This window comes from Kitasatospora sp. NPDC057500 (assembly GCF_042802195.1).
Classification (GTDB): Bacteria; Actinomycetota; Actinomycetes; order Streptomycetales; family Streptomycetaceae; genus Kitasatospora.
In genome coordinates this window covers 1-20,690 of the sequence record NZ_JBHVER010000099.1, presented here as the reverse complement: position 1 = coordinate 20,690, position 20,690 = coordinate 1, and the positions used below count along the sequence as shown (strand labels likewise).

The window sequence follows — 20,690 nt, the reverse complement described above, 5'->3', positions numbered from 1 at the left end:
AAACGGGCGGGGTGCCGCTGCCGGACGGATCAGGTGGCCGGGGTGCCCACCAGGTGGTCCCCCGGGATGCCGGCCTTGTCCGGCGCGTAGTAGTCGCGGATGCCCTCCGCCCAGGTGGCCACCGGGATCCGGTCGTCGGCGGTCGGCTCGAAGGCGTCGAAGAGGGCGTCGATATTGGCGTGCCCGAAGCCGATCGCGGTCATCAGGGCGGTGAACAGCGGGCGTTCGACCAGGCCGTCGCCGTCCGGGTCGCCCAGGGCTGCCAGGGCGTCGGCGAACTGCCCGATCGTCGGGCCGAAGCGCTCGGGCGACAGGACGAAGCCCCGGAACTCCTCCCGGGTGACCACGCCGTCACCGTTGGCGTCCAGTTCCGTCTCCAGGGTCACCCAGTAGCGCCGGAACGCGGCGCGGATGGCGTCCTTGGCCGCCTCGTCCGAATGGACCGCGGCCTCGACCACGCGCTTGGACATCAGGTCGAAGTCCCCGATGTCGATCACACCGTTGCCGTTGGCGTCGAACAGGCCGAAGACGAGATCGATCCGCTGGGTGGCCTCGGTCCGCATGTGCCGCTCCTTCTCTCCGTATCTCCGTACGTCGGGACGCTCGGTGCCCGATCGGTCTCCCACTATCGGCGAGCGGCGGCGGGGCGGACGACCCGCCGCCGCCTGCTTCACCTGATGGAATGAATTTCAACCGCCTGCCCGCCAGTTGGCGCGACAGCGGGCCGCTCCCGGGTCAGCGGACGTAGTAGGGGCGGTGGTGCGCGGCGACCGGGGCGGACTGGTAGGTCCACACCCCGGCGGCGGGCGCGCCGCCGACCAGTCGGGCGAGGTCGGCCGCGGCCTGCCGGCTGCGGTCCCCCGGTTCCGGCCCCGACCGGCCGAGGGTGAGCCGTATCCGGCCGGCGGTGCGGGTGTCGAGCGGGTGGAAGCGGTAGGGCTGGTGGACGGTCAGCGGACCGGCGAGCAGCCGCCCTTCCGGGTCGGTGCCGTAGCCGGTGACCGGGGTGTTGACGACCGGCTCGCCGTCGAGTCCGGCGAGGTCCGCCTCGACCGCGAAGAGTTCCTCGTCGTACCGCCGCAGGCCGTCCGGCCCGAGGCCGGCGCGGTGGCAGACGAAGGACCAGCGGTCGTGCACGGCGGCCGCGTTGAGCGAGGGCAGGACGGCGGTGAACCAGCCCGGGTGCTTGGGTTCTGCGTAGAGGACGGTGCCCGCGTCGATGGCGAGCGGGTTGTCGCAGAGCACGTGGAGGCGGGCGATGCCGAGCAGCCTGGTCTGGTCGTGGCCGCGGGCGTACTGGCCGTAGTCGACGGCCGGGAGCCGGTCGGCGGCGGACGCCGGGTGGGCGATGACGTTGATCTCCACCTCCTCGGTGATGCCGCCGCCGGTGGGGTACTGGGCGAAGTAGAGCTGGTAGTTGAGCGAGACGCAGGCCCGGCCGCCGAAGTCGGCGGCGGCCAGCGCGGGGTGGCGTTCGGCGAGCAGCGCCCGCACCGGTCCGGGCTCGACCAGGAAGTCCACGCCGATGTTGTGCAGGGCGCCGTAGTGGAACGGCAGGTAGTACGGCTCCGGCACGGGCGGCAGCGGCAGACCGGTCATGAGGGCTCCCTGGACGGGGTCGAGGACGGGGGCGGGGACGGGGGCGGGGGCGGGGGCGGGGGCGTCGTCGGGGCAGGGGGTGCGGGGGCGGGGCGCGCGAGGACGGCCGCCCGGTGCAGCGCCGTCAGCTCCCGGTGGATGCGGTCGGCGCTGCGCAGGGCGAGCGCCGCCATGGTGAGCGAGGGGTTGGAGGTGCCGAGGGAGGGCATCGAGCCGCAGCCGACGGCGTAGAGGTTGGGATGGTCCCAGCAGCGCTGCCACTGGTCGACCACGGAGTCCCCCGGCGCGTCGCCCATCACATGGGTGCCGCCGGCGTGCCCGGCGCCCCGGTAGGCGTAGGCCCGGCCCCGGTGTTCGAGGTGTCCGGGCCAGCCGGGGCCGGCCTCGTAGCGGGTGTGGTCCTCGGCGCCGAGCAGGGCGAACAGCTGGTCGGAGACGGCCCGGGCGGAGGCCATGCCGTGCCGGACGTAGGCGGACAGGTCGTAGTGCAGCGCCGGGCGCGGCAGTCCGAGCGGGTCGCGGCGGGTGCGGTCGAGGGTGACCCGGTTGGCCGGGTCGGCGGGCTGCTCCAGCTCGAACTGGAGCGCGAACTGACGGCCGAGCCGGTCGCCGAGGCGTTCCCGGAGCTCCTTGCCGCGCAGTCCGGCGCGCAGCAGCCCCGCGGTCTCGGCCTCGGGCGGCCGGCCGGCCCAGGACCAGCCCCAGTTGCCGATCTCGATCCGGAAGGGGGCCCGGCGGGCGCGGGCGGGGCCGAACCGGAAGGCCTCCAGGCCGCTGGTGGAGCCCGGTCCCCGGTAGGGGCCGGTCGGCTGCGGCAGCAGGCCCCAGGTGAGCAGCGCCGGGTGGTCCATCAGGTTGCGGCCGACCTGGTCGCCGCGGTTGGCGAGGCCGGAGAGGAGCAGCAGCCGGGCGTTCTCGATGGCGTGGGCGGCGAGCACGACCAGGTCGGCGCGGACCCGGTGGACGGTGCCGCCGGCGTGGTACTCGACGCCGGTGGCGCGGCCGGTGGTGGCGTCGACGACGACCCGGCTCACCACCGCGTCGGTGCGCAGCCGCACGCCGGGCGCCCAGCGCGCCTGGGTCCGCAGCGGGGTGTACTTGGCGCCAATGGGGCAGACCGGGACGCAGCTGGCGGCGCCCTGGCAGAGCGGGCCGGTCGGGTGGGCGGGTCCGGCGCCGGGCCTGCCCGGGGTGGGCGGCGCGTTGCGGGCGTGCGGGGTGGTGCTGACGGTGAGCCGGACGTCCTGGTCGGCCGCCGGGTCGCGGGCGGTCCGGCCGTCGAGGGCGCGGGCGAGCGTGCGGTCGAGGTGGCTCGACGGGACGGGGCGCATCGGGAAGGCGTAGTCGCCGGGGATGGGCAGGCCGACGTCGTGGCGCTGCTGGTCGGCGTCGGCGGCGACGCCGAGTTCCTGTTCGGCCTGCCGGTAGTACGGTTCGAGGTCGTGGTAGCCGATCGGCCAGTTGCGGCCGTGGCCGAGGTCGGCGGTGCGGAAGTCCTCGGGGTGCATGCGCGGGGTGAGTCCGGTCCAGAGCAGTCCGGTACCGCCGTTGGCCCGCAGGTAGCCGCTGGCGTAGGGCAGCGGGCCGTGCTGGACGAGGTGGCCGGTGGCGGTGAATCCGCCGTCGGGCAGGCCGGTGAGGTCGTCGACGTCCGGGGAGGGGGCGTCCGCGCTGCGCGGGTAGGGCGAGGTGGGGGTACCGCCGCCGGCGGCCCGGTACGCGGTGGTGGTCGTGGCGGCGCCGGGGACGGTGCGGCCGGCTTCCAGGACGAGCACGCGGTGGCCGTGGGCGCCGAGGCGGTGGGCGACCAGGGTGCCGGCGAGGCCCGCGCCGACCACGATCACGTCCCAGGGGCGGTCGCCGTCCTCGGGGTGGTGCTCCGGCGGGCGGCTCATCGGTCGCCTCCGCCGTGCGGGTGCGGGGCGTCGGCCCAGCTGCCGTGGCCGGGGGCGGTGCTTCCGGGGGCGGCGCCGTGGAAGGTGCGCCACATCAGGCCGCGGTCGTGGGCGCGGGGCGAGGAGGGCGGTTCGTTCGGCCAGGCGCCGACGTACCAGAGGTGGAGCAGGTCGTGTTCGTCGCGGACGTGGTGGGCGAGGAGGGTGCGGTGGTGTTCGTGCGCCACGCCGGTGGCGCGCAGTTCCGTCTCGTCGAAGCCGGTGAGGTCCGCGGAGAGCCGCAGGAAGGCGCCGAAGTCGGAGAGTTCTCCGAGGTCTGTGACACCGCCCGGCGCGGCCGGTCCGTCCCTGTCGGGCGGGTCGGGCGGGTCGGGCAGGTGGTCGTCGATCGCCGGCAATCCGGCACCCCCTCGGTGAGTGCGCCCCGAACATGACAGGCGATCGGGTGGAGACCCGGTCGTCCTCGGAGCGATGCTGCCTCGCCGACCGCCTCCGATGGGGTTCCGACCGGAATCGTTCGAACCTGCTCGTCCGCTGTCCGTCACGCCACCGTTTGGCAGCCGCCCGCTTGTCGGATCGGATGTCGAAATGATCGGAGCAGACAGGCCGCAGCGCCGCCGAATGGAGCAGCGCAGCGCGCGGGCACCGGAACGGGGCTGCGATCTTCGGAGCACGCGCTGCTTCAGCACGCGCGGCCCCGTCGCGCCGTCCGCCCGGTGCCGAGACCTGGAGGCCCCCGATGTGGCAGGCTCCCCCCACCGCCGCCCCCGACCAACGCGAGTGGCTGCCCCCGCTCGACCTGCCCGCCCCCGGACCGCAGAACCGGCTGACCGTACTGGTGCGGGTCCTGCTGCTGATCCCGCAGTTCATCGTGACCTGGGTGCTGTCGGTGGTGGCCTTCTTCGTGGCGGTCGTCGGCTGGTTCGGCGCGCTGGCGCTGGGCCGCCTGCCGGTCTTCGCCGCCGACTACCTCTCGGCGTACCTGCCGTACGAGACCAGGGTGAGCAGCTACCTCATGCTCACCCACGACCGCTATCCGCCGTTCGCGTTCCGGGCCCCCGACTACCCGGCCCAGGTGGGGCTGCGGCCCGGCGAGCTCAACCGCCTCGCGGTGCTGTTCCGGCTGATCCTGGTCATCCCGGCGGCCGTCGTCCAGGGACTGCTCTTCGCCGGCTGGTGGGTGGTCGGCTGGATCAGCTGGCTGGTGGTGCTGATCCTCGGGCGGATGCCGCAGCCGCTGTTCGAGGCGACGGCGGCGGTCCTGCGCTACCGCATGCGCTACCTGGCCTACCTGCTGATGCTGACCGCCGCCTACCCGAAGCGGCTGTTCGGCGACGAGCCGGGCTCCGAGCCGGGCGGCCCGGTGTCGGCGACCCGCCCGCTGGTCCTGAGCGGCGCGGGGCGCGGACTGCTGGTGGCCTTCCTGGTGCTCGGCCTGCTGTCGGGCGCGACCAGCTCGATCACCGCGAACGTCGACTCGGACGACTACGAGGACGACTACTTCACCGGCCCGCTGCTGCCGGGGCCGCCCCGCCGCTGACCGGCGCGCGGAGCGGGGAACCGGTCGTTCGCCGGGGCCCCGGTCCGCGGTTTCGCCGACCCGCCGTCAGAACGCGTACGGCCCGAACCGTCCCCAGGCCACGACCGCCGCGAGGACCAGCAGGAGCACGTTGACCACGACGCTCTTGCCCTCGCCGCGCCGGGCGTGCACGACGACGGCGCCGACCATGATCAGCCCGAGCCCGGTCGCCGCGGCCGGCACCAGGCCGGGCGCGACGTCGACGGCGGCCGGCAGGACCAGACCGATGCCGCCCAGGATCTCCAGCAGGCCGATCGCCTTGATCGCGGCGGGCGGGTAGTTCACCGCCCAGGTCCCGGTGGCCTCGATGACCTTCTCCTTGGACTGGAGCAGTTTGGGCGTGCCGGCCGCGAGGAACAGGGCGGCGAGGAGTCCGGCGAGGACCCAGAGAAAGACGTTCATGTCACTCCGAAGACTTGAATTGAAGCTTCAAGTAAAGTACTCCGCGATTGATTGAAGCGTCAAGTGAATGATCGGCTCACTAGAGTGGTCGCCATGGACAGGGACGAACCGCGCTGGCTCACCGCGCCCGAACTGGAGGCCTGGAAGGCGTTCAGTGCGATGATCATCAAGCTGCCCGCCGCGCTGGACGCCCAGCTGCGGGCCGATGCCGGGCTGAACCAGTTCGAGTACCTCGTCCTGGCCGGTCTCTCCGACGCCCCGGAGCGCACGCTGCGGATGAGCGATCTCGCCGTCCTCGCCAACGGCTCGCTCTCGCGCCTGTCGCACGTGGTCAAGCGGCTCGAAGCACAGGGCTACGTGCGCCGCGAGCGCTGCCCGGGCGACGGCCGCGCCACCAACGCCGTCCTCACCGAGGACGGGCTGCGGAAACTCGTGGGCAGCGCCCCCGGCCACGTGGAGCAGGTGCGGTCGCTCGTCGTGGACCCGCTCGACCCGGAACAGCTCGACCAGCTCCGCCGCATCTGCCTGCGGGTGCTGCAAGCCATGGACCCCGGCCTGTCCTGGCCCCCGCGCCAGGTCCGGCCCGAGGCCGGGGACGCAGCGGAGGTCGCGCCCTGAAGCCTGGGGACCCCGGCGGCCGGCCGCCGGGGTCCGGCGCCCTCAGCCCCGCAGGCGGGGCCTCACGACCTCCAGGACCGCGCGGCGCTCAGGCGTCAGGTAGAAGTGGCCGCCCGGGAAGACGTGGAGGTCGAAGCCGCCGGTGGTGTGCAGGGCCCAGTCCCGCGCCTGCTCCACCGTCACCCGCGGGTCGGCGTCGCCGGTCAGGGCGGTCACCGGCACCGCGACGGTCTCCTCCCGTCCGGCGACGTACGTCTCGATGGCCTTGTAGTCGGCGCGCAGCGACGGCAGGATCAGCGCCCGCAGGTCCGGATCGGCCAGCAGCCGCGTGTCGGTGCCGCCGAGCCGGCCCAGCTCGGCGAGCAGCCCGTCGTCCGGCAGCAGGTGCACCGAGGAGTCGCGCGGCTCGGACGGCGCCCGGCTGCCCGAGACGCACAGCCGCACCGGTCCGGTCACACCGTCGCGCTCGAAGCGGCGCGCCACCTCGAAGGCGACCGCCGCGCCCATGCTGTGCCCGAACAGGACGAGCGGCCGGTCGGCCCACGGCCGCAGCTCCGCGTAGACGCGCTCGGCGAGCACGGGCAGCGAGTCCAGCGCCCCCTCGTCGATCCGGTCCAGTCGGCCGGGGTACTGGACGGCAAGCACGTCGGCGTACGGCGACAGCGCGGCGGACCAGTCCCGGAAGAACCCGGCCGAGCCGCCCGCGTGCGGGAACATCACGACCCGGACCGGCGCCGCGTCGAAGGGGTGGAATCGGCGGAACCAGAGGTTGTCGGTGACGGCGGTGCGGCCGGACATGGGGGCACTCCCTCGCGGCTGACGGATCGGCGGAATCTCTCGGGGCACAGTCTCCCCGGCCGACCCGCACCCTCGTCAACCGATCACCGGGCGCGCCTCCGCCGGCCACCCCCCGAAGCACGCCTCGGCCGCCCGTGAGCGGGAGGCGCCGTCCAGCAGCAGCACCGACACCGCCTCCGGCACGGGCGTCGCGGCGGCGCCGCGCGCGTGCGCGGTGAGCGCGCCGAGGAGCCGGCCGAGGCCTCGCCGGTGCCGGGCGAAGGCCCGCCGCGACACCCGGCGGCCGCGCGACCGCTGGCCGGCCAGCGCGGCGGCCGCGCCCACGTCGAGCAGCACCAGGTGCAGTTCCCGCCCCTGCGCGGCGGCCTCGCGGGCCAGCCAGCGGCGCATCCACGCCCGGCTGCCGCAGTCGTGCACCAGCAGCGGCCCGCCCCGGCGCACCGAGCGGCGCAGCAGGCGGAAGTGCTCCAGCCGGGCCCAGGGCCGGTAGACCGCGTACGGCAGGCGGTCCGGCATCACGGCGGCGCAGGCCTCGTGCACCGAGCGCGGGTCGACGGTGGCGACGTGCGGGGCGCGGGCGGACCAGCGGTGCAGCAGGGTGCTCTTGCCGCTGCCGGGCAGTCCCGAGACCACCACGACCGCGTCGCCGGGGTAGTGGGCGGCGAACGGCGCGCCGTGCTCGCCACGCAGGTCCACCAGGCCCCGCGGTTCCATCCCCGCTCCCGCCGCCCGGCCCGCGGCCGGCGGGCCCGCCGCCCCCGGCCCATCCGCGATGGCCGACCTGTCCATGCTGCGCTCTCATCCCGTCCGTGTCCGACCCGGAACGATAACAATCCCCGCCCCGGGGCCGCGCACGGTTCCCTGGTGCGCCGCCGCTCACCGCGACGGGTCCGGCGAGCGGCGGCACGCAGCCCCTCACCCGAACGGGTCCGTCCGATACCGGTGGCCGGGCCGGGCGCCCTAGGGTGGTCGCCGGCCTGATGGGGCGTCAGCTCCGCGAACGGGGCCGGGCCGGGGCCCTGGTGGCGGCGACGGCCGAAGCGGCGGACCCCGTTCGCGCCCCGGCGGCGCCCGGGGCTCACGACACGCCCTGACGCACGCCGTTCATGCTTCGACCGCCCGCGCACGCGACCGTCCGCGCGGCGGTCGCCGACCGCAGCCGCCCGTGGACACTCGACCAGGCGGGCCGGTCTGCCGATATCACCGGCGGCACTTCCTCGCGCCGTCCCTCTGGAGGCACCTTCCGTGACCTGGCTCCGCGTCCTGACCGCCCTGGGCATCCTCGCCGCGGCGGCGAGCGCCCTGCTCGTCTTCGCCCTCTGCACGGCCGCGGCCCGCGGCGACCGCACCACCCGCGACGCCCCCGGCGGCGACCTGCGGTCGGACGCCGAGCGCTCCGGCCTCATCCGCCGCAACGGGGACGGAGGTTGACGTTTCCTCGGCTCACCCGCCGGGTTCCCCGTCGACAGCAGGACACAAGGTGTCCTATGGTGAACAATGTGTTCAGCGACCGGTCCTCCCGGCCGCCGGACACCGGCGTGCCGCCCGCCCCGGGGCCCTCGCGGCACGCCCCCACCCGGACGAAGGAGCACCCCGGCATGGCCGACACCATGACCACCGCCAAGGCGGACCTGGTCGACCTCGCACACCGCAGGATGGACGCCGCCATCCCCGACAACGGCTGGACCATCCGCCAGAAGCTCGCCCTCACCTGCCGGATCCTGTTCGACGCCGGCCACGACTCCGGCCTGGCCGGACAGATCACCGCCCGTGCCGAACGCCCCGGCACCTACTACACCCAGCGGCTCGGACTCGGCTTCGACGAGATCACCGAGGACAACCTGCTGCTGGTCGACGAGGACCTCGACGTCCTCGACGGCGAGGGCATGGCCAACCCCGCCAACCGCTTCCACAGCTGGGTCTACCGGGCCCGCCCCGACGTCGGCTGCATCATCCACACCCACCCGCCGCACGTCTCGGCACTGTCGATGCTCGAAACACCGCTGGCCGTCTCGCACATGGACCTCACCCCGCTGTACGACGACTGCGCCTTCCTGGAGAGCTGGCCCGGCATCCCGGTCGGCAACGAGGAGGGCGAGCTCATCTCCGCCGCGCTCGGCGACAAGCGCGCCCTGCTGCTCGCCCACCACGGAATGCTGGTGGCCGCCGGTGGCGTCGAGGAGTCCTGCACCCTCGCCGTGCTCTTCGAGCGCGCCGCCCGGCTCCAGCTGCTCGCCTCGGCGGCCGGCCGGATCCAGGAGATACCCGGGACCCTCGCCCGCGAGGCCCACGACTGGACCTCCACCCCCAAGCGCAGCCAGGCCAACTTCGCCTACTACGCCCGCCGCGCCCTGCGGGCCGGCCACGGCGACGCGCTCGCCGTCACCCGTACCGAGGGAGGTGCCTGAGATGGCCGGACCCGTCCTGGAGGGGATCATCGCCTACCCCGTGACCCCGTTCGCGCCCGGCGAGGCGGGCGGCGTCGACACCGCCGCGCTCACCGCCCTCGTCGACCGGCTGGTCGACGCCGGCTGCCACGCCGTCGCCCCGCTCGGCTCGACCGGCGAGAGCGCCTACCTGGACGACCAGGAGTGGTACACCACCGCCGAGGCCGCGCTCGCCGCCGTCGCCGGCCGGGTGCCCGCCGTCGTCGGCGTCGCCGACCTCACCACCCGCAACGCCGTGCGGCGCGCCCGCTTCGCGGAACGGGCCGGCGCGGACGCGGTGATGGTGCTGCCGCAGTCCTACTGGAGGCTCGACGAACGCGAGGTGGTCCGGCACTTCACCGAGGTCGCCGACGCCGTCTCCGTCCCGGTGATGATCTACAACAACCCGGCCACCAGCGGCGTCGACCTCTCCCCCGAGCTGATGGTCTCGCTGGTCGGGCGGGTGGAGAACATCACCATGGTCAAGGAGAGCAGCGGCGACGTGCAGCGGATGCACCGGCTCGCCCAGCTCACCGACGGCGAACTGCCGTTCTTCAACGGCAGCAACCCGCTGGCGCTGGAGGCCTTCGCCGCCGGGGCGGCCGGCTGGTGCACCGCCGCGCCCTGCCTCATCCCCGGCCCGGTGCTCGAACTCCACCGCGCCGTGCGCGTCGGCGACCTGGACGCCGCCCGCGAGGTCTTCTACCGCCAGCTCCCCGTCCTGGAGTTCATCCTCCGCGGTGGCCTGCCCACCACCGTCAAGGCCGGCCTGGCCCTGCTCGGCCTCGACGCGGGCGCCCCGCGCCTCCCGCTGCTGCCCCTGGACGAGCCCGGCACCGCCCGGCTCGCCGAACTGCTCGCCGCCGTGGCCTGAGGCCTCACCCACCAGCACCCGCCCGGGCACCGAATAGGTGTCCGGGCGGTGCGCTGGCTAGGCTCGGGGCTTTCGTCCTTCGAGATGACGGCGGGAGAGGAACGGTGGGCCGGGTGAGCAGGTGGGAGCGGGCGCTGGACGCGGCGGGGGTCCGGGAGCCCGGGTTGCGGGCGGAGTACGGGCGCCAGCGCAAGCAGGTGACCCGCTACCGGCGGGAGGTCGCGACGGCGGCCGGACTGCTGCTGCCGGAGCGGACGGTCCCGCACGTGATCACCGCGGCCGCGTTCATGCACCGCACCGACACCCTGCTCGACAGCGGCCCGGTCGCGGGACGGCGGGAGGCGGCCGCCCGGTGGCGGCGGGAGGTCGCCGACGGCCTCGCCGCCGGCCGCTCCGAGGACCCCGCGCTGCGCCCGCTGCTGAACAGCGCGGCCGCCCACCCCGTGCTGCGCGACCGGGTCCTGGAGTACCTCGCGGCGGCCGACGCCGACCTCGACTTCGCCGGGTTCGGCACCGAGGAGGACTACCAGCGCTACGTGGACGGCTACTCGCTGCCGGGCTTCATGGTCGTCGCCGCGCTGCTCGGCCCGACCGGCGACCAGAGCGCCTACCGGGCCGCCTGCCGGACCTTCATCGACGGCAGCCAGCGGCTCGACTTCGTCAACGACCTCGCCGAGGACCTCGCGGACGGCCGGCTGACGATCCCCGCCCGGCAGTTGGAGCGGCACGGCGTCACCCGGGCCGAGCTGGAGCAGGCCCAGGACCGGCCGGCCGTGCGGGCCCTGCTCGGCGAGCTGCTCGACGCGGCGGACCGCACGCTGGCCGAGGGCCGGGCCGTCATCGCCCTGGTTCCGGAGGCCCACCGGCCGATGGTGCGCTGCGTCGTCGAGGTCGAGACGCTCACCAGCGCCGCCGCGCGCGCCGACCTCGGTGCGCTGCTGCACCGCTCGGCGAGCCCGGCCAAGCCGGCCGCGCTGCGCCTGCTCGCCCGCGAGTACCTGCGGGCCCGCCGCTTCCGCCGCCTCCACCGCTGAGGACGGACGGCGGTCAGGGCAGCGTGGGGACGCGCTCGCCGGGGCCGGCCGGGTCGTCGTGGACCATCACGAGGATCGCGGCCGGCGCCGCGCCGGTGGAGCGGCAGCGGTGCGGCAGGGCGGCGTTGAAGTAGACGCTGTCGCCGGGGGCGAGGGCCACGGTCCGCTCCGGGAACTCCAGTTCGGCGGTGCCCTCGTGGACGAAGAGGAACTCCTCGCCCGCGTGGGACTTGAACGGCGCGTCGGCGGGCCGCAGCGGCGGGTGCATCATGAACGGCACCATCTGCTTGCCCGGCAGCCCGGTGGCGATGCCCTCGTAGCGCGTGGCGCCGGGGCCGGCCCCCTCCCCCATCGGGGTCCGCTCGCCGGCCCGCACCACGGTGACCAGCTCGGGCTCGACCTCGTCCGAGAAGAGCCGCCCGACGTCCACGTTGAGCGCGTGCGCGAGCTTGAGCGCGGTGGAGATCGACGGGTCGCTGAGGCCGCGCTCCACCTTGGAGAGATAGCTCTTGGTGACGCCGACCTGCGCCGCCAGCGCCTCCAGGCTGAGCCGGTTCTGCTTCCTCAGCACCCTCACCCGGCTGCTCATCGGCCGCCCCTCACCACCTGTCGCCACCGCGGAACGTTCCGGCCCAGTATCCCAGTACCGGGGCGCCGGCCGGTCAGTGCCCTTCGAGGTCGTCCGGGCGCACCGCGATGTGGTCGGGGGCGAGCTCGACCGCGACCCGGTGCTCCATGCCGAGCGCCTCCAGGAACTTGGCCGGGAGCTGGACGCGGCCGGTGCGGTCCAGCATCACGTACTCGGTCTCGTTCACCGACTCCTCGCCGTGCTCGTCGGTGAGGGTGCGGCGGAGCACCTCGCTGCTGGTGCGGCCGTCGCGGATGGCGACGGTTCGGCGGACCTCGCCGGCCACCATCGGGTCGTGGGTGACGATGACGACGGTCGCGCCCAGGTCGCGGTTGACGGTGCGGAAGGCCTCGAAGATGCTCGCACCGGTCTCCGAGTCCAGCTCGCCGGTGGGCTCGTCGGCGAGCAGCACCGGCGGGTTGTTGGCCATGGCGACGGCGATGGCGACGCGCTGCTGCTGGCCGCCGGACATCTCGCTCGGCCGGCGGCGGGCGAGTTCGCCGATCTCCAGGGCCTCCAGCAGCTCGGCGACCCTGGCCGCCTGCTGACGGGCCCCGCCGTGCGTCCTGCGTCCGCGCAGCTGCATCGGCAGGGCGATGTTCTCGGCGGCGGTGAGGAACGGCAGCAGGTTGCGGGCGGTCTGCTGCCAGATGAAGCCGACCACCTCGCGGCGGTAGCGCAGCCGCTCGCGCGGGGACATCTCCAGCAGGTCGCAGCCCGCCACGGTGGCGGTGCCGGCGGTCGGCACGTCCAGTCCGGCGAGGATGGTCAGCAGGGTGGACTTGCCGCTGCCGGAGGCGCCGACCAGCGCGACCAGGTCGCCCTGCCGGATGGTCAGTTCGAGGCCCTGCAGGGCCTGCACCTCCACGCCCTGGGCGCTGAAGATGCGCACCAGCCGGTCGCAGACGATGGCGGCGTCCGCGCCGTGGGCGGCCCTGGGGCCGGCGGCGGCGGCGCGCGCCCGCTCCTGGAGTTCCTGGAAGGTGGGGGCCTGGGCGGTCCGCTGGTCCTGGGCGCTGCCGTTCACCGCGGCTCTCCTCTCGTCGGCGCTGGGGTGCTGGGGGCGGGGTCTGGGTCGGTCACGGGCGGGCGCGTGGTCGCCGGGGGTCTCATCGCTGGTCCCCCGCGCGCAGTTCGGTGGTGATCTGGCGCCGACCCGCGATGAGCGCCTCGGCGACGATGCCGGCCGAGACGAGCGCGGCGAGGCCGACCGTCGGCAGCAGGACCGCCGGGACGGAGACCGGCAGGCCGTGCGCGATGTCCGCGCCGACCAGGATCGACAGGTCGAAGGACGGGCCGAGCAGGGCGACCGCGCCGAGGGCGACGAGGCCGCCGCCGACGGCCGCGACGAGGGTCTGCGGCAGCGTCTCGACCAGGATGAGGGTCAGGCCCTGCCGGGGGCGCAGGCCCATGGTGCGCAGCCGGGCGAGCAGCGCGGTGCGTTCGGGCGCGGCCCTGACCAGGGTGAGCACGACGGCGAGCAGGGCGAGCGAGCCCGCGCCGAGGACGGCGGTCCAGAACAGCCGCCCGGCGGACCGCTGGAGCGGGTCGTCGCCGAGTTCGGCGGTGACGCCCGCGCTGGTGCGCACGGTGTAGCCGGCGGGCAGCGCGTCCGGGCCGGCCGCGGCGGCGGCCGAGGCGTTGCGCTCGGTGCCGGTGGCGATCTTCTCGCGCACCAGCCTGCGCAGCTCGCCCTCGTCGACGGAGCCGGTGGCCAGCCAGAGGTTGGCGCGGTCGAGTTCGGGGGCGACGGCGATCGCCGGTGCGGCCGGCAGGACGACGAACAGCCGGCCGTCGCCCTGGAGCGCGGGGGTGCCCTCGACGGTGCCGGCGTTTCCGACGAGCAGTTCGCCGCCGTTCGGGAGCCGAAGGCGGTGGTTGGCGCCCGGGCCGAGCCGCTCGGCGAGTTCGGTGGAGAGCAGGGCGGGCACGGGCGTGTCCGGCCCGCCGGTGCCGCCCGACAGCGCGGCCGGGTCGAAGGCGCCGCGCCCGAGCGAGCGGGAGATCTCCGCGTAGGCCGTGGGGTCGGCGACGACGGCGAAGACCCGCACGGCGCCGCTGCCGCCGAGCACGAACACCTCGGTGTCGGCCCAGATCCTGGCGGAGGCCCGCACTCCGGGCAGGGCGCCCGCGGCGTCGGCGAAGCCGGACGACACGGTGACGCCGACCGGGACGACCACGGAGGCGTCGCCGCCGACGCTCAGCCGGGCCGCGCCGGTGCGCGCGGTGTCGACGGCGCCCAGGATGGTGGCGCCGAAGCCGGCGGTGGTGACGGCGAGCAGCAGCGCGAGCAGCGGCAGCACGGAGGGGCGCCGCCCGCCGTCGGGGCCGCCGGAGCCGCGGGCGGCTCGGGCCAGGCCGAGGAAGCCGATGGCGCCGGGCCGCCGGGCGCTCGCCCGGGCGAGGGCGCCGAGCATGAGCGGCTGGAGGCGGGCGAGCAGCAGCCCGCCGCTGAGGGCGAGCAGCAGGGGGGCGGCGACCAGCAGCGGGTCCGCGCCCTCCCCGACGGGAGCCACGCCGCGCCGCCGGACCTCGGCCACGGCGGCGACGGTCAGGCCCAGTACGGCGAGTTCGCCGACCACGCGCCGGCGGGCGTGGCCGGGCCGGGGCCGGGACCAGAGCCGGGCGGCGCGCAGCGGGAGCGCGAGCAGCGAGAACAGGGCGACGGCGGTGGCGGCGAGCGCCGCGCCGCCCCAGCGCGGGGTGGGCAGCAGCAGGAGGGCGAGCGCGGTGGCGAGGGCCGCGGCGGGCAGGACGGTGACGGCGCCCTCGGCGAGCAGGCGCCGGACGACTCCGGCCCGGGAGCCGCCGCGGGCCTGGAGCAGGCGGAGTTCGGCGATCCGCCGGTCGCCGGCGAGCGCGGCGGCCAGGCAGAGCACGACCACGCCGACGCCGGCCAGACCGGCGGGGCCGATCGAGGAGAGCGGCGCGGCCGCCTCCTGCCGGGCGGTGGCCCGCTCGAACAGCGTGGGCAGCTGGGAGGTGATCCGCAGGCCGGGGCGCTCGGTGGCGTTCGCCAGCGCGTTGGCGGTGTCGCCGGTGAGGTAGGAGGAGAGTTCCCCCCGGGTCTCCTTGAGCCGGTCGGCGCGCAGGCCGTCGACGTCGACGGGCAGCCGCCAGAAGTCCTGTGCGCCGGTCTGCCAGGTCTTGATCCGGTCGAAGGCGGAGGCGTCGACGAGTCCGGCGCTGTGCCAGTAGGCGGCGGGCCGCTTTCCGCTGGTGAAGTTGAGGCAGGCCCGGTCGGGGCAGGGCAGGTCGCTCCAGTAGGGGTCGTTCCGGTCGGTGACCTCGACGATGCCGACCACCTGGGCCAGCGGTGCGATGTCGTCGGCCGTGGCCGAGGCGGTCCTCAGGATGTCGCCGAGGTGGATGCCGACGGTCTCGGCGACGCCGCGGCTGATCGCGATCGGGACGGGCCCGTCCTTGGCGGGGGTGCCCGGCCAGTTCCCCTCGGCGAGTGTCGCGTGGTCGCGCAGGCCCTGGACGTAGAGCAGGTCCATGGCCGGGTCGGCGTCGTCGGGGCGGGCCAGGCCCGGGTTGGTGAGCTGGCGCGGCTTGCCGCTGCGGGCGCCGTAGACCGGTCCGCCGGGGCCGACGCCGAGCAGGCCGGTGTGCGCGGCGAGCCGGGCGGCGTCCGCGTCGAGGCGCCCGGCGTCGTCGACCGGGCCGCCGGCGTCGCCGCCGAGGTCGGCGGTGGCGAGGATGCTGGTGGCGGCCGGGCCGCGGTCGTGCAGGAACTCGCGCAGGCCCTGGTCGGCGGTCCGGTCCAGGAGCCGTGGGAAGGCGGCCGCCAGGAAGACGGTGCCGAACGCGAGCACGGCCGTGAGCAGCGCGGCGAGCGGGGCCGCGCGCAGCCGGGTGCGCACCCATGCCGCGGGGCGGTGGGCGGCCCCCGGACCGGTGTCCGCGGGCCGGGGGGCCGCGGTGTCGGCCGGGCTGGTCACATCTCCTCCAGGTGCCGCAGTCGCTGGGCCAGGTCGCGCCGGCGACGGCCGCCGAGCAGGGCCGAGAGCAGGGGGACGGCGGCGATCGCGGCGGCCAGCAGCACGGCGGTGCCGAGCGGCAGGTCGACGAGGGCCTCCGGGACGGGGCGGCGGGCCGCCGGGGTGAGCACCACGAGCGGCACGATCAGCCGGACGATCAGGGCGCCGAGGGCGAGTCCGACGACGCTGCCGAGGCCGACCAGGAGGGCCTGTTCGGCGGCGGCGGTGCGCGTCAGGCGGCGCCTCGGGGTGCCGAGGGCCAGCAGCAGCGCGGAGTCGCGGGCCCGTTCGCCCGCGGCGGCGGCCGAGGCGGCGCCGAAGCCGATCGCGGCGAGCACGGTGGTGACGACGGCGATGGCGGCGAGCGCGTTCTGCGGGGCCGCGCTGAGCGGGTCGCCGAGCAGGTCGGCGGCGACCTCGTCGCGGAGCTCGAGTCCGGGGGTGCCGGGGGCGGCGCGCAGGGCGGCCGCCGCCCGGGCGGGGACGGGGTCGTCGGGGCCGGTGCCGGGCAGCCACCACTCGGTGGGGACGGGGGTCTCGCGCCCGGTGGCGGCGAGCACCCGGCCGACGGTGCCGAGGTCGACCAGCAGGGCCTTGTCGCCGGCGACGGGCAGTGACTCCACCTCGCCGGTGATCCGCACCTGCACGGTGGCGAGGCCGAACGGCACCCGCACGGTCGATCCGACCCGGGAGCCGGTGGCGGCCAGGTAGCCGCGGGTGGCGACGCCGGTGACCTCGGCGGGCGGCTCGGCGCCGGCCGGGGTGATGACGGCGCGCTGGGTCCCGCGGCTGCCGGGGCCGGGCGCGTAGCGCGCGCTCAGCAGCAGCCGGTCGTCGGACGGCTCGCGCCGGACGTCCACGTGGGCGTTGCCCGCGCTGCCGTCGCCGGTGTTGGACCAGCCGAGTCCGGCGGGGGCGGTGGCGGGCACGGCGGGGGCGGTCGCGTCGTCGGCGGCGGAGAGCCGGTGGACGGTCAGCACGCCGCCGTCGGCGGGGCCGTAGGAGAGGGTGACTCCGATGACGGTCAGCGGGGCGGACACCGAGCTGAGCCCGCCGTCGGTGAGCACGGAGAGGTCGACGGTGGCGCGGCCGCTGCCGGAGGCGGGGACGCCGATGAGCGGGGCGACGAAGGAGACGTCGTGGCGGTCGCGCAGCAGAAGCCAGACGTCCGGGGCCCTGACCGCGGGCGCGAGCAGCTCGCCGGGCTCCGGCTGCCGGGCGTCGGGGGTGAAGGTGACCTCCGCCTCGATGCGCTGCGGCCGGCCGGGCAGCGGGATCCCGGCCGCGGCGCCGGCGGGGGCGCTGCCGGCGAGCGGGGTGAAGAGCCGCTTCGGGTCCTGTCCGTCGAGCAGGTCGGGGCGGACCGGGACGCGTTCGGCGAACGCGGCGGCGTTCAGGGCGAGGATCTGGCCGTGGCCGTTGGAGGGCAGCGACTGCTCGCCGCGGCTGACCGGGAGGATCCGGTCGCCGCCGGGCAGGGCGGCGAACCGGCTGCCCTGGCCGAGTGCATCGGTGTGGGCGCCGTGGATGCGCAGGCCGCCGGCGGTGGCGAAGGAGGCCTGGTCCTGCTGGGAGGTGTTCCAGGTGGCGTGCTGGCCGAGCGCGAGGACGCCGGTGGAGACGCCGAGCACCAGCAGCAGGACGGGTCCGGCGGCCCGGCCGGGTTGGCGGGCGAGCTGCCAGCCGACCAGGGCGGGCCCGAGGCCGCGGCCGCGGGCGGCGATCCGGGCGCCGAGGCGGGCGGCGAGCGGCAGCAGGCGCAGTGCCAGCAGGGTGCCGGCGCCCAGGGCCAGGGTGGGGGTGGCGATGAGGACCGGGTCGAGGCCGAGGCGGCCGTTCGCGTCCGGCGACAACCCGCCGCTGTACTGGGAGAGTTGCTGGTAGGCGAGGACGGCCAGGGCGAGCAGGGCGAGGTCGGCGCCGGAGCGGGCGGCACCGGCGGCCAGGTTCTGGCGCCGGCCGGCCCGGCGCAGGACGGCGGCGCCGGCGCCGCGCAGCAGGGCGGGTACGGCGGCGAGCAGCACGCAGCCGAGGGCGCAGGCGATCGCGACGGGCCAGAGGGTCCAGCGCAGCGAGGTGTCCAGCGGGACGTGGCGCAGCGGGCCGAAGCCGCCGAGGACGCGCAGCAGTGGCGGGGTGAGCAGCGGGGCGAGCAGGGCGGCGGGCAGGGCGAGCAGCAGGGCCTCGGTGGCGGTGAAGCCGCCGAGGCGCAGGCCGGAGGCGCCGCGGGCGGCGAGCAGGGCGTTCTCGGCCTGCTGGCGGCCGGCGATGAGGTGGACGACCAGCAGCAGGGCGGCGGAGGCCAGCACGATCAGCTGGAGGGCGCCGATCAGCAGGGTGGAGCGGGCGACCATGGCGCCGGAGTCCAGTTCCCGCAGCAGCTCGGGCAGTTCGGTGCGGGCGACCAGTCCGGCGTTCTTGTCGAGCTCGTCGCGGGCCGGGGCGATCCGGTCGCGCAGGGCGTCCACGGTGGCGGCGCCGACCCCGGTGAAGTCGGCGTCGACCAGCCAGCTGCGGCCGTTCTGCGGGATGCCGGCGGCGGTGAAGGCGGTGTCGTCGACGAGCAGCGGGCCGAAGGTGGTGAAGCCGCCGACCAGGGTCTCGCGGCCCTCGACCGGGTCGAGGCGCCAGTAGAGGTCGGCGGGGTCGGCTGCGCGGTAGACGCCGGTGATCCGGACGGCGAGCGGGCCGCCGCCGTAGCGGTCGGTGAGCCGGACCTCGGCGGGGAGGGCTTCGGCGGTGAGGCCGAGGCGGGTGAGCACGGCCTGCGGGACGGCCGCCTGGACGGGGCCGGCGGTGCCGGGAGCGGCGGCGGGCCAGTCGCCGGAGAGCAGGCGCACGTACCGGCGGTCGAGGGCGGCGAGGAGGGTGAGGTCGTCCTCCTCGGCGGCACCGGGCCGGGCGGCGGGCTGCGTGGTCGGCTGCGGGCCGGCCGGGGTGCCCTGCGGGCTGCCCGTCGGGGCAGTTCCGGCCTCCGCCGCCGGGGTGCCCGGCAGGCCGTAGGACCGGCTGCGGGACAGGCCGCGGGTCTCGGTCGGCAGGTCGCCGAAGAGGGCGCGGGCGTACTCGCCCACCGCCGCGTCGTCCTTGTCCCGCTGGCCCAGCCCGTGCTCGGAGTTGACCACCACGGTGGTCCTCGGGTGGCCGCGGCCCTGGAGGGCCTGGCGCTGCCCGATCTCGCCGATGGTCTGCTGGAAGGCGACCAGCGCCGTCAGCACCGCCGTCGTGATCAGTACGGTGAGCAGGGCGGCGGCGGCCAGGGGCAGTCGCCCGCGCAGTCGGCGCACGACGAAGCCGAGCATCCCGTTCCTCCCCCGGTCCTCATGGTGTCCGCGCGGCGTCGCCCGTACCGGGCGGACGTCTCCCACTGCGCGGATGGGCGCCCGTCGAGGGCGCCGTCACGGTGATCACCGGCGCTTGATCACCGGATAGCGGACGATGCTGTCAGATCCGGTCCGAGAAAGGAAGGGACTTGCGCGAAGGATGAAAGTAATGAACAAATGCTGCGAACCACGGCCGGACCGGTACTGACGACATGTCAGGTTGACCGGTATTCCCAAGCCATGAACACTTCAATGAATTCCCGGTGCCGCCCCGTCGGCGGGGCGCGCCGTCCGCACCCAGGGGGACGCCGCATGACGCAGCAACCGGCCGGCACCGTGACCGCTCCCATGGTGGCCGTCACCGATGTCCACCGCAGTTTCGGCACCGGCGAACGGGCCGTGCACGCCCTGCGCGGCGTCTCCTTCACCATCGGCCGGGGAGAACTCACCGCCCTCAAGGGCCGCTCCGGCTCGGGCAAGACCACCCTGCTCAACCTGGTCGGCGGCCTGGACAGCCCGACCGGCGGCACCATCACCCTGGACGGCACCGAGCTCGGCGGCCTCGACGAGGACGGCCGGCTCGCCCTGCGCCGGGACCGGCTGGGCTTCGTCTTCCAGTCCTTCGGCCTGCTCCCGGTCCTCACCGCAGCCGAGAACGTCGGCGTCCCGATGCGGCTGCGCAAGGTGCCGGCCGCCCAGCGCGAGGAGCGCGCCCGCACCCTGCTGGCGCTGGTGGGCCTCGCCGACCACGCCAACCAGCGCCCCGGCGAGCTGTCCGGCGGCCAGCAGCAGCGCGTCGCCATCGCCCGGGCCCTGGCCAACGAGCCCGACCTCATCATCGCCGACGAGCCGACCGGCCAGCTGGACTCGGAGACCGGCCGCTCGATCATGGAGCTGCTGCGCGCGGTGGTGCGCAGCGAGGGCGTCACCGTCCTGGTCGCCACCCACGACCCCAACCTGATGGAACTCGCCGACCGGGTGGTCGAACTGCGTGACGGCCGCATCGTCGAGGAGGCCCCGGTCGGCTGAGGAGGCCCCTCCCCCGCTCGCCCCGTGTCGCAGAGCACCCGCCTGACCTGCGACGATGGTGCCCGTGCGCGCTGACCGGCCGCCACCGACCGGGTGGCCGCGCGCACGCGTGGAAGGAAAGGAAGCCCCCATGATCTTCATCACCGTCAAGTTCGCGGTCCGCCCCGAGCGCGCCGACGACTGGCTCGCCCTCGTCGACGACTTCACCCGGGCCACCCGCGAGGAGCCCGGGAACCTCTTCTTCGAGTGGTCCCGCAGTGTCGAGGACCCCAACGAGTTCGTGCTGGTCGAGGCGTTCCGCGACGGCGACGCGGGCAAGGCGCACGTGGAGTCCGCGCACTTCGTCAAGGCGATGGACGATCTGTCCTACGCGGTGGCCGCCAAGCCGCGGATCGTCTCGATCGAGATCCCCGGCATGGACGGCTGGGGCGAGATGGGCGAGATCACCCCCCGGTGACCTCCCCGGGCCGGCCCGCCGGTTCCGGCCCGCACTCCGCGGGCC

The 20,690-nt window shown here is 75.7% G+C and carries 19 protein-coding genes; 8 read left to right on the top strand and 11 right to left on the bottom strand.

The annotated features are described in order from the left end of the window. Positions 1–29: 29 nt before the first annotated feature. From ACFU74_RS21380 to ACFU74_RS21365, 4 genes are all read right to left on the bottom strand, one after another. Positions 30–563: an EF-hand domain-containing protein gene (locus ACFU74_RS21380; protein WP_380759009.1), complete on the bottom strand. Its 534-nt coding sequence runs from the start codon at positions 561–563 to the stop codon at positions 30–32. Positions 564–735: 172 nt separating this feature from the next. Then, a complete protein-coding gene (locus ACFU74_RS21375; protein ID WP_380759007.1) occupies positions 736–1,599 on the bottom strand; it encodes a hypothetical protein in 864 nt (287 codons plus the stop codon). Further along, entirely contained in the window at positions 1,596–3,494 is a 1,899-nt protein-coding gene (locus ACFU74_RS21370) for a GMC family oxidoreductase (RefSeq protein ID WP_380759005.1), read from the bottom strand. Before ACFU74_RS21370 ends, ACFU74_RS21375 begins: the two co-directional genes overlap by 4 nt. Next, positions 3,491–3,892, bottom strand: coding sequence for a hypothetical protein (locus ACFU74_RS21365; RefSeq protein ID WP_380759003.1), 402 nt, complete (start codon positions 3,890–3,892; stop codon positions 3,491–3,493). The genes ACFU74_RS21370 and ACFU74_RS21365 overlap by 4 nt, the downstream gene beginning before the upstream one ends. 341 nt (positions 3,893–4,233) lie before the next feature. Between ACFU74_RS21365 and ACFU74_RS21360 the strand changes: the two genes are divergently transcribed. After that, the gene (locus tag ACFU74_RS21360; protein ID WP_380759001.1) at positions 4,234–5,034 is read left to right on the top strand and encodes a DUF4389 domain-containing protein; all 801 of its coding nucleotides are present in this window, start codon (positions 4,234–4,236) and stop codon (positions 5,032–5,034) included. 66 nt (positions 5,035–5,100) lie between these two features. On the opposite strand, the gene ACFU74_RS21355 is transcribed toward ACFU74_RS21360, so the two are convergent. Continuing rightward, positions 5,101–5,475 (bottom strand): DoxX family protein, encoded by a 375-nt coding sequence (locus ACFU74_RS21355; protein ID WP_380758999.1) that lies wholly within the window; start codon positions 5,473–5,475, stop codon positions 5,101–5,103. A 93-nt stretch (positions 5,476–5,568) separates the two neighbouring features. On the opposite strand from ACFU74_RS21355, the gene ACFU74_RS21350 reads away from it, so the two are divergent. After that, positions 5,569–6,093, top strand: a complete 525-nt coding sequence (locus ACFU74_RS21350) for a MarR family winged helix-turn-helix transcriptional regulator (RefSeq protein ID WP_380758997.1) — start codon at positions 5,569–5,571, stop codon at positions 6,091–6,093. Positions 6,094–6,135: 42 nt separating this feature from the next. On the opposite strand, the gene ACFU74_RS21345 is transcribed toward ACFU74_RS21350, so the two are convergent. After that, complete coding sequence (locus ACFU74_RS21345) at positions 6,136–6,891, bottom strand: thioesterase II family protein (RefSeq protein ID WP_380758995.1); 756 nt, start codon at positions 6,889–6,891, stop codon at positions 6,136–6,138. Positions 6,892–6,966: 75 nt separating this feature from the next. Next, a complete protein-coding gene (locus tag ACFU74_RS21340) occupies positions 6,967–7,605 on the bottom strand; it encodes an AAA family ATPase (RefSeq protein ID WP_380758992.1) in 639 nt (212 codons plus the stop codon). Positions 7,606–8,136: 531 nt separating this feature from the next. On the opposite strand from ACFU74_RS21340, the gene ACFU74_RS21335 reads away from it, so the two are divergent. The 4 genes from ACFU74_RS21335 to ACFU74_RS21320 all read left to right on the top strand — a co-directional run bounded on the left by ACFU74_RS21335 (position 8,137) and on the right by ACFU74_RS21320 (position 11,225). Beyond that, the gene (locus tag ACFU74_RS21335; protein ID WP_380758990.1) at positions 8,137–8,322 is read left to right on the top strand and encodes a hypothetical protein; all 186 of its coding nucleotides are present in this window, start codon (positions 8,137–8,139) and stop codon (positions 8,320–8,322) included. 167 nt (positions 8,323–8,489) lie between these two features. Next, positions 8,490–9,299, top strand: coding sequence for an aldolase (locus ACFU74_RS21330; RefSeq protein WP_380758988.1), 810 nt, complete (start codon positions 8,490–8,492; stop codon positions 9,297–9,299). A gap of 1 nt (position 9,300) precedes the next feature. Further along, the gene (locus tag ACFU74_RS21325; protein WP_380758986.1) at positions 9,301–10,191 is read left to right on the top strand and encodes a dihydrodipicolinate synthase family protein; all 891 of its coding nucleotides are present in this window, start codon (positions 9,301–9,303) and stop codon (positions 10,189–10,191) included. Positions 10,192–10,304: 113 nt separating this feature from the next. Then, on the top strand, positions 10,305–11,225 hold the full coding sequence (locus ACFU74_RS21320; protein WP_380758984.1) for a squalene/phytoene synthase family protein: 921 nt from the start codon (positions 10,305–10,307) through the stop codon (positions 11,223–11,225). Positions 11,226–11,238: 13 nt separating this feature from the next. Here the strand turns inward: ACFU74_RS21320 and ACFU74_RS21315 are convergent, their stop codons facing one another. From ACFU74_RS21315 to ACFU74_RS21300, 4 genes are all read right to left on the bottom strand, one after another. Next, positions 11,239–11,814, bottom strand: a complete 576-nt coding sequence (locus ACFU74_RS21315; RefSeq protein ID WP_380758981.1) for a helix-turn-helix domain-containing protein — start codon at positions 11,812–11,814, stop codon at positions 11,239–11,241. A gap of 73 nt (positions 11,815–11,887) precedes the next feature. Beyond that, on the bottom strand, positions 11,888–12,880 hold the full coding sequence (locus ACFU74_RS21310; RefSeq protein ID WP_380758979.1) for an ABC transporter ATP-binding protein: 993 nt from the start codon (positions 12,878–12,880) through the stop codon (positions 11,888–11,890). An 82-nt stretch (positions 12,881–12,962) separates the two neighbouring features. After that, a complete protein-coding gene (locus ACFU74_RS21305) occupies positions 12,963–15,797 on the bottom strand; it encodes a hypothetical protein (protein WP_380758977.1) in 2,835 nt (944 codons plus the stop codon). Next, on the bottom strand, positions 15,794–19,138 hold the full coding sequence (locus tag ACFU74_RS21300; protein WP_380758975.1) for an FtsX-like permease family protein: 3,345 nt from the start codon (positions 19,136–19,138) through the stop codon (positions 15,794–15,796). The genes ACFU74_RS21305 and ACFU74_RS21300 overlap by 4 nt, the downstream gene beginning before the upstream one ends. 333 nt (positions 19,139–19,471) lie before the next feature. On the opposite strand from ACFU74_RS21300, the gene ACFU74_RS21295 reads away from it, so the two are divergent. Both ACFU74_RS21295 and ACFU74_RS21290 read left to right on the top strand, forming a co-directional pair. Then, on the top strand, positions 19,472–20,188 hold the full coding sequence (locus ACFU74_RS21295; RefSeq protein WP_380758973.1) for an ABC transporter ATP-binding protein: 717 nt from the start codon (positions 19,472–19,474) through the stop codon (positions 20,186–20,188). A 130-nt stretch (positions 20,189–20,318) separates the two neighbouring features. After that, positions 20,319–20,645: a putative quinol monooxygenase gene (locus ACFU74_RS21290; protein WP_380758971.1), complete on the top strand. Its 327-nt coding sequence runs from the start codon at positions 20,319–20,321 to the stop codon at positions 20,643–20,645. Positions 20,646–20,690 lie beyond the last annotated feature (45 nt).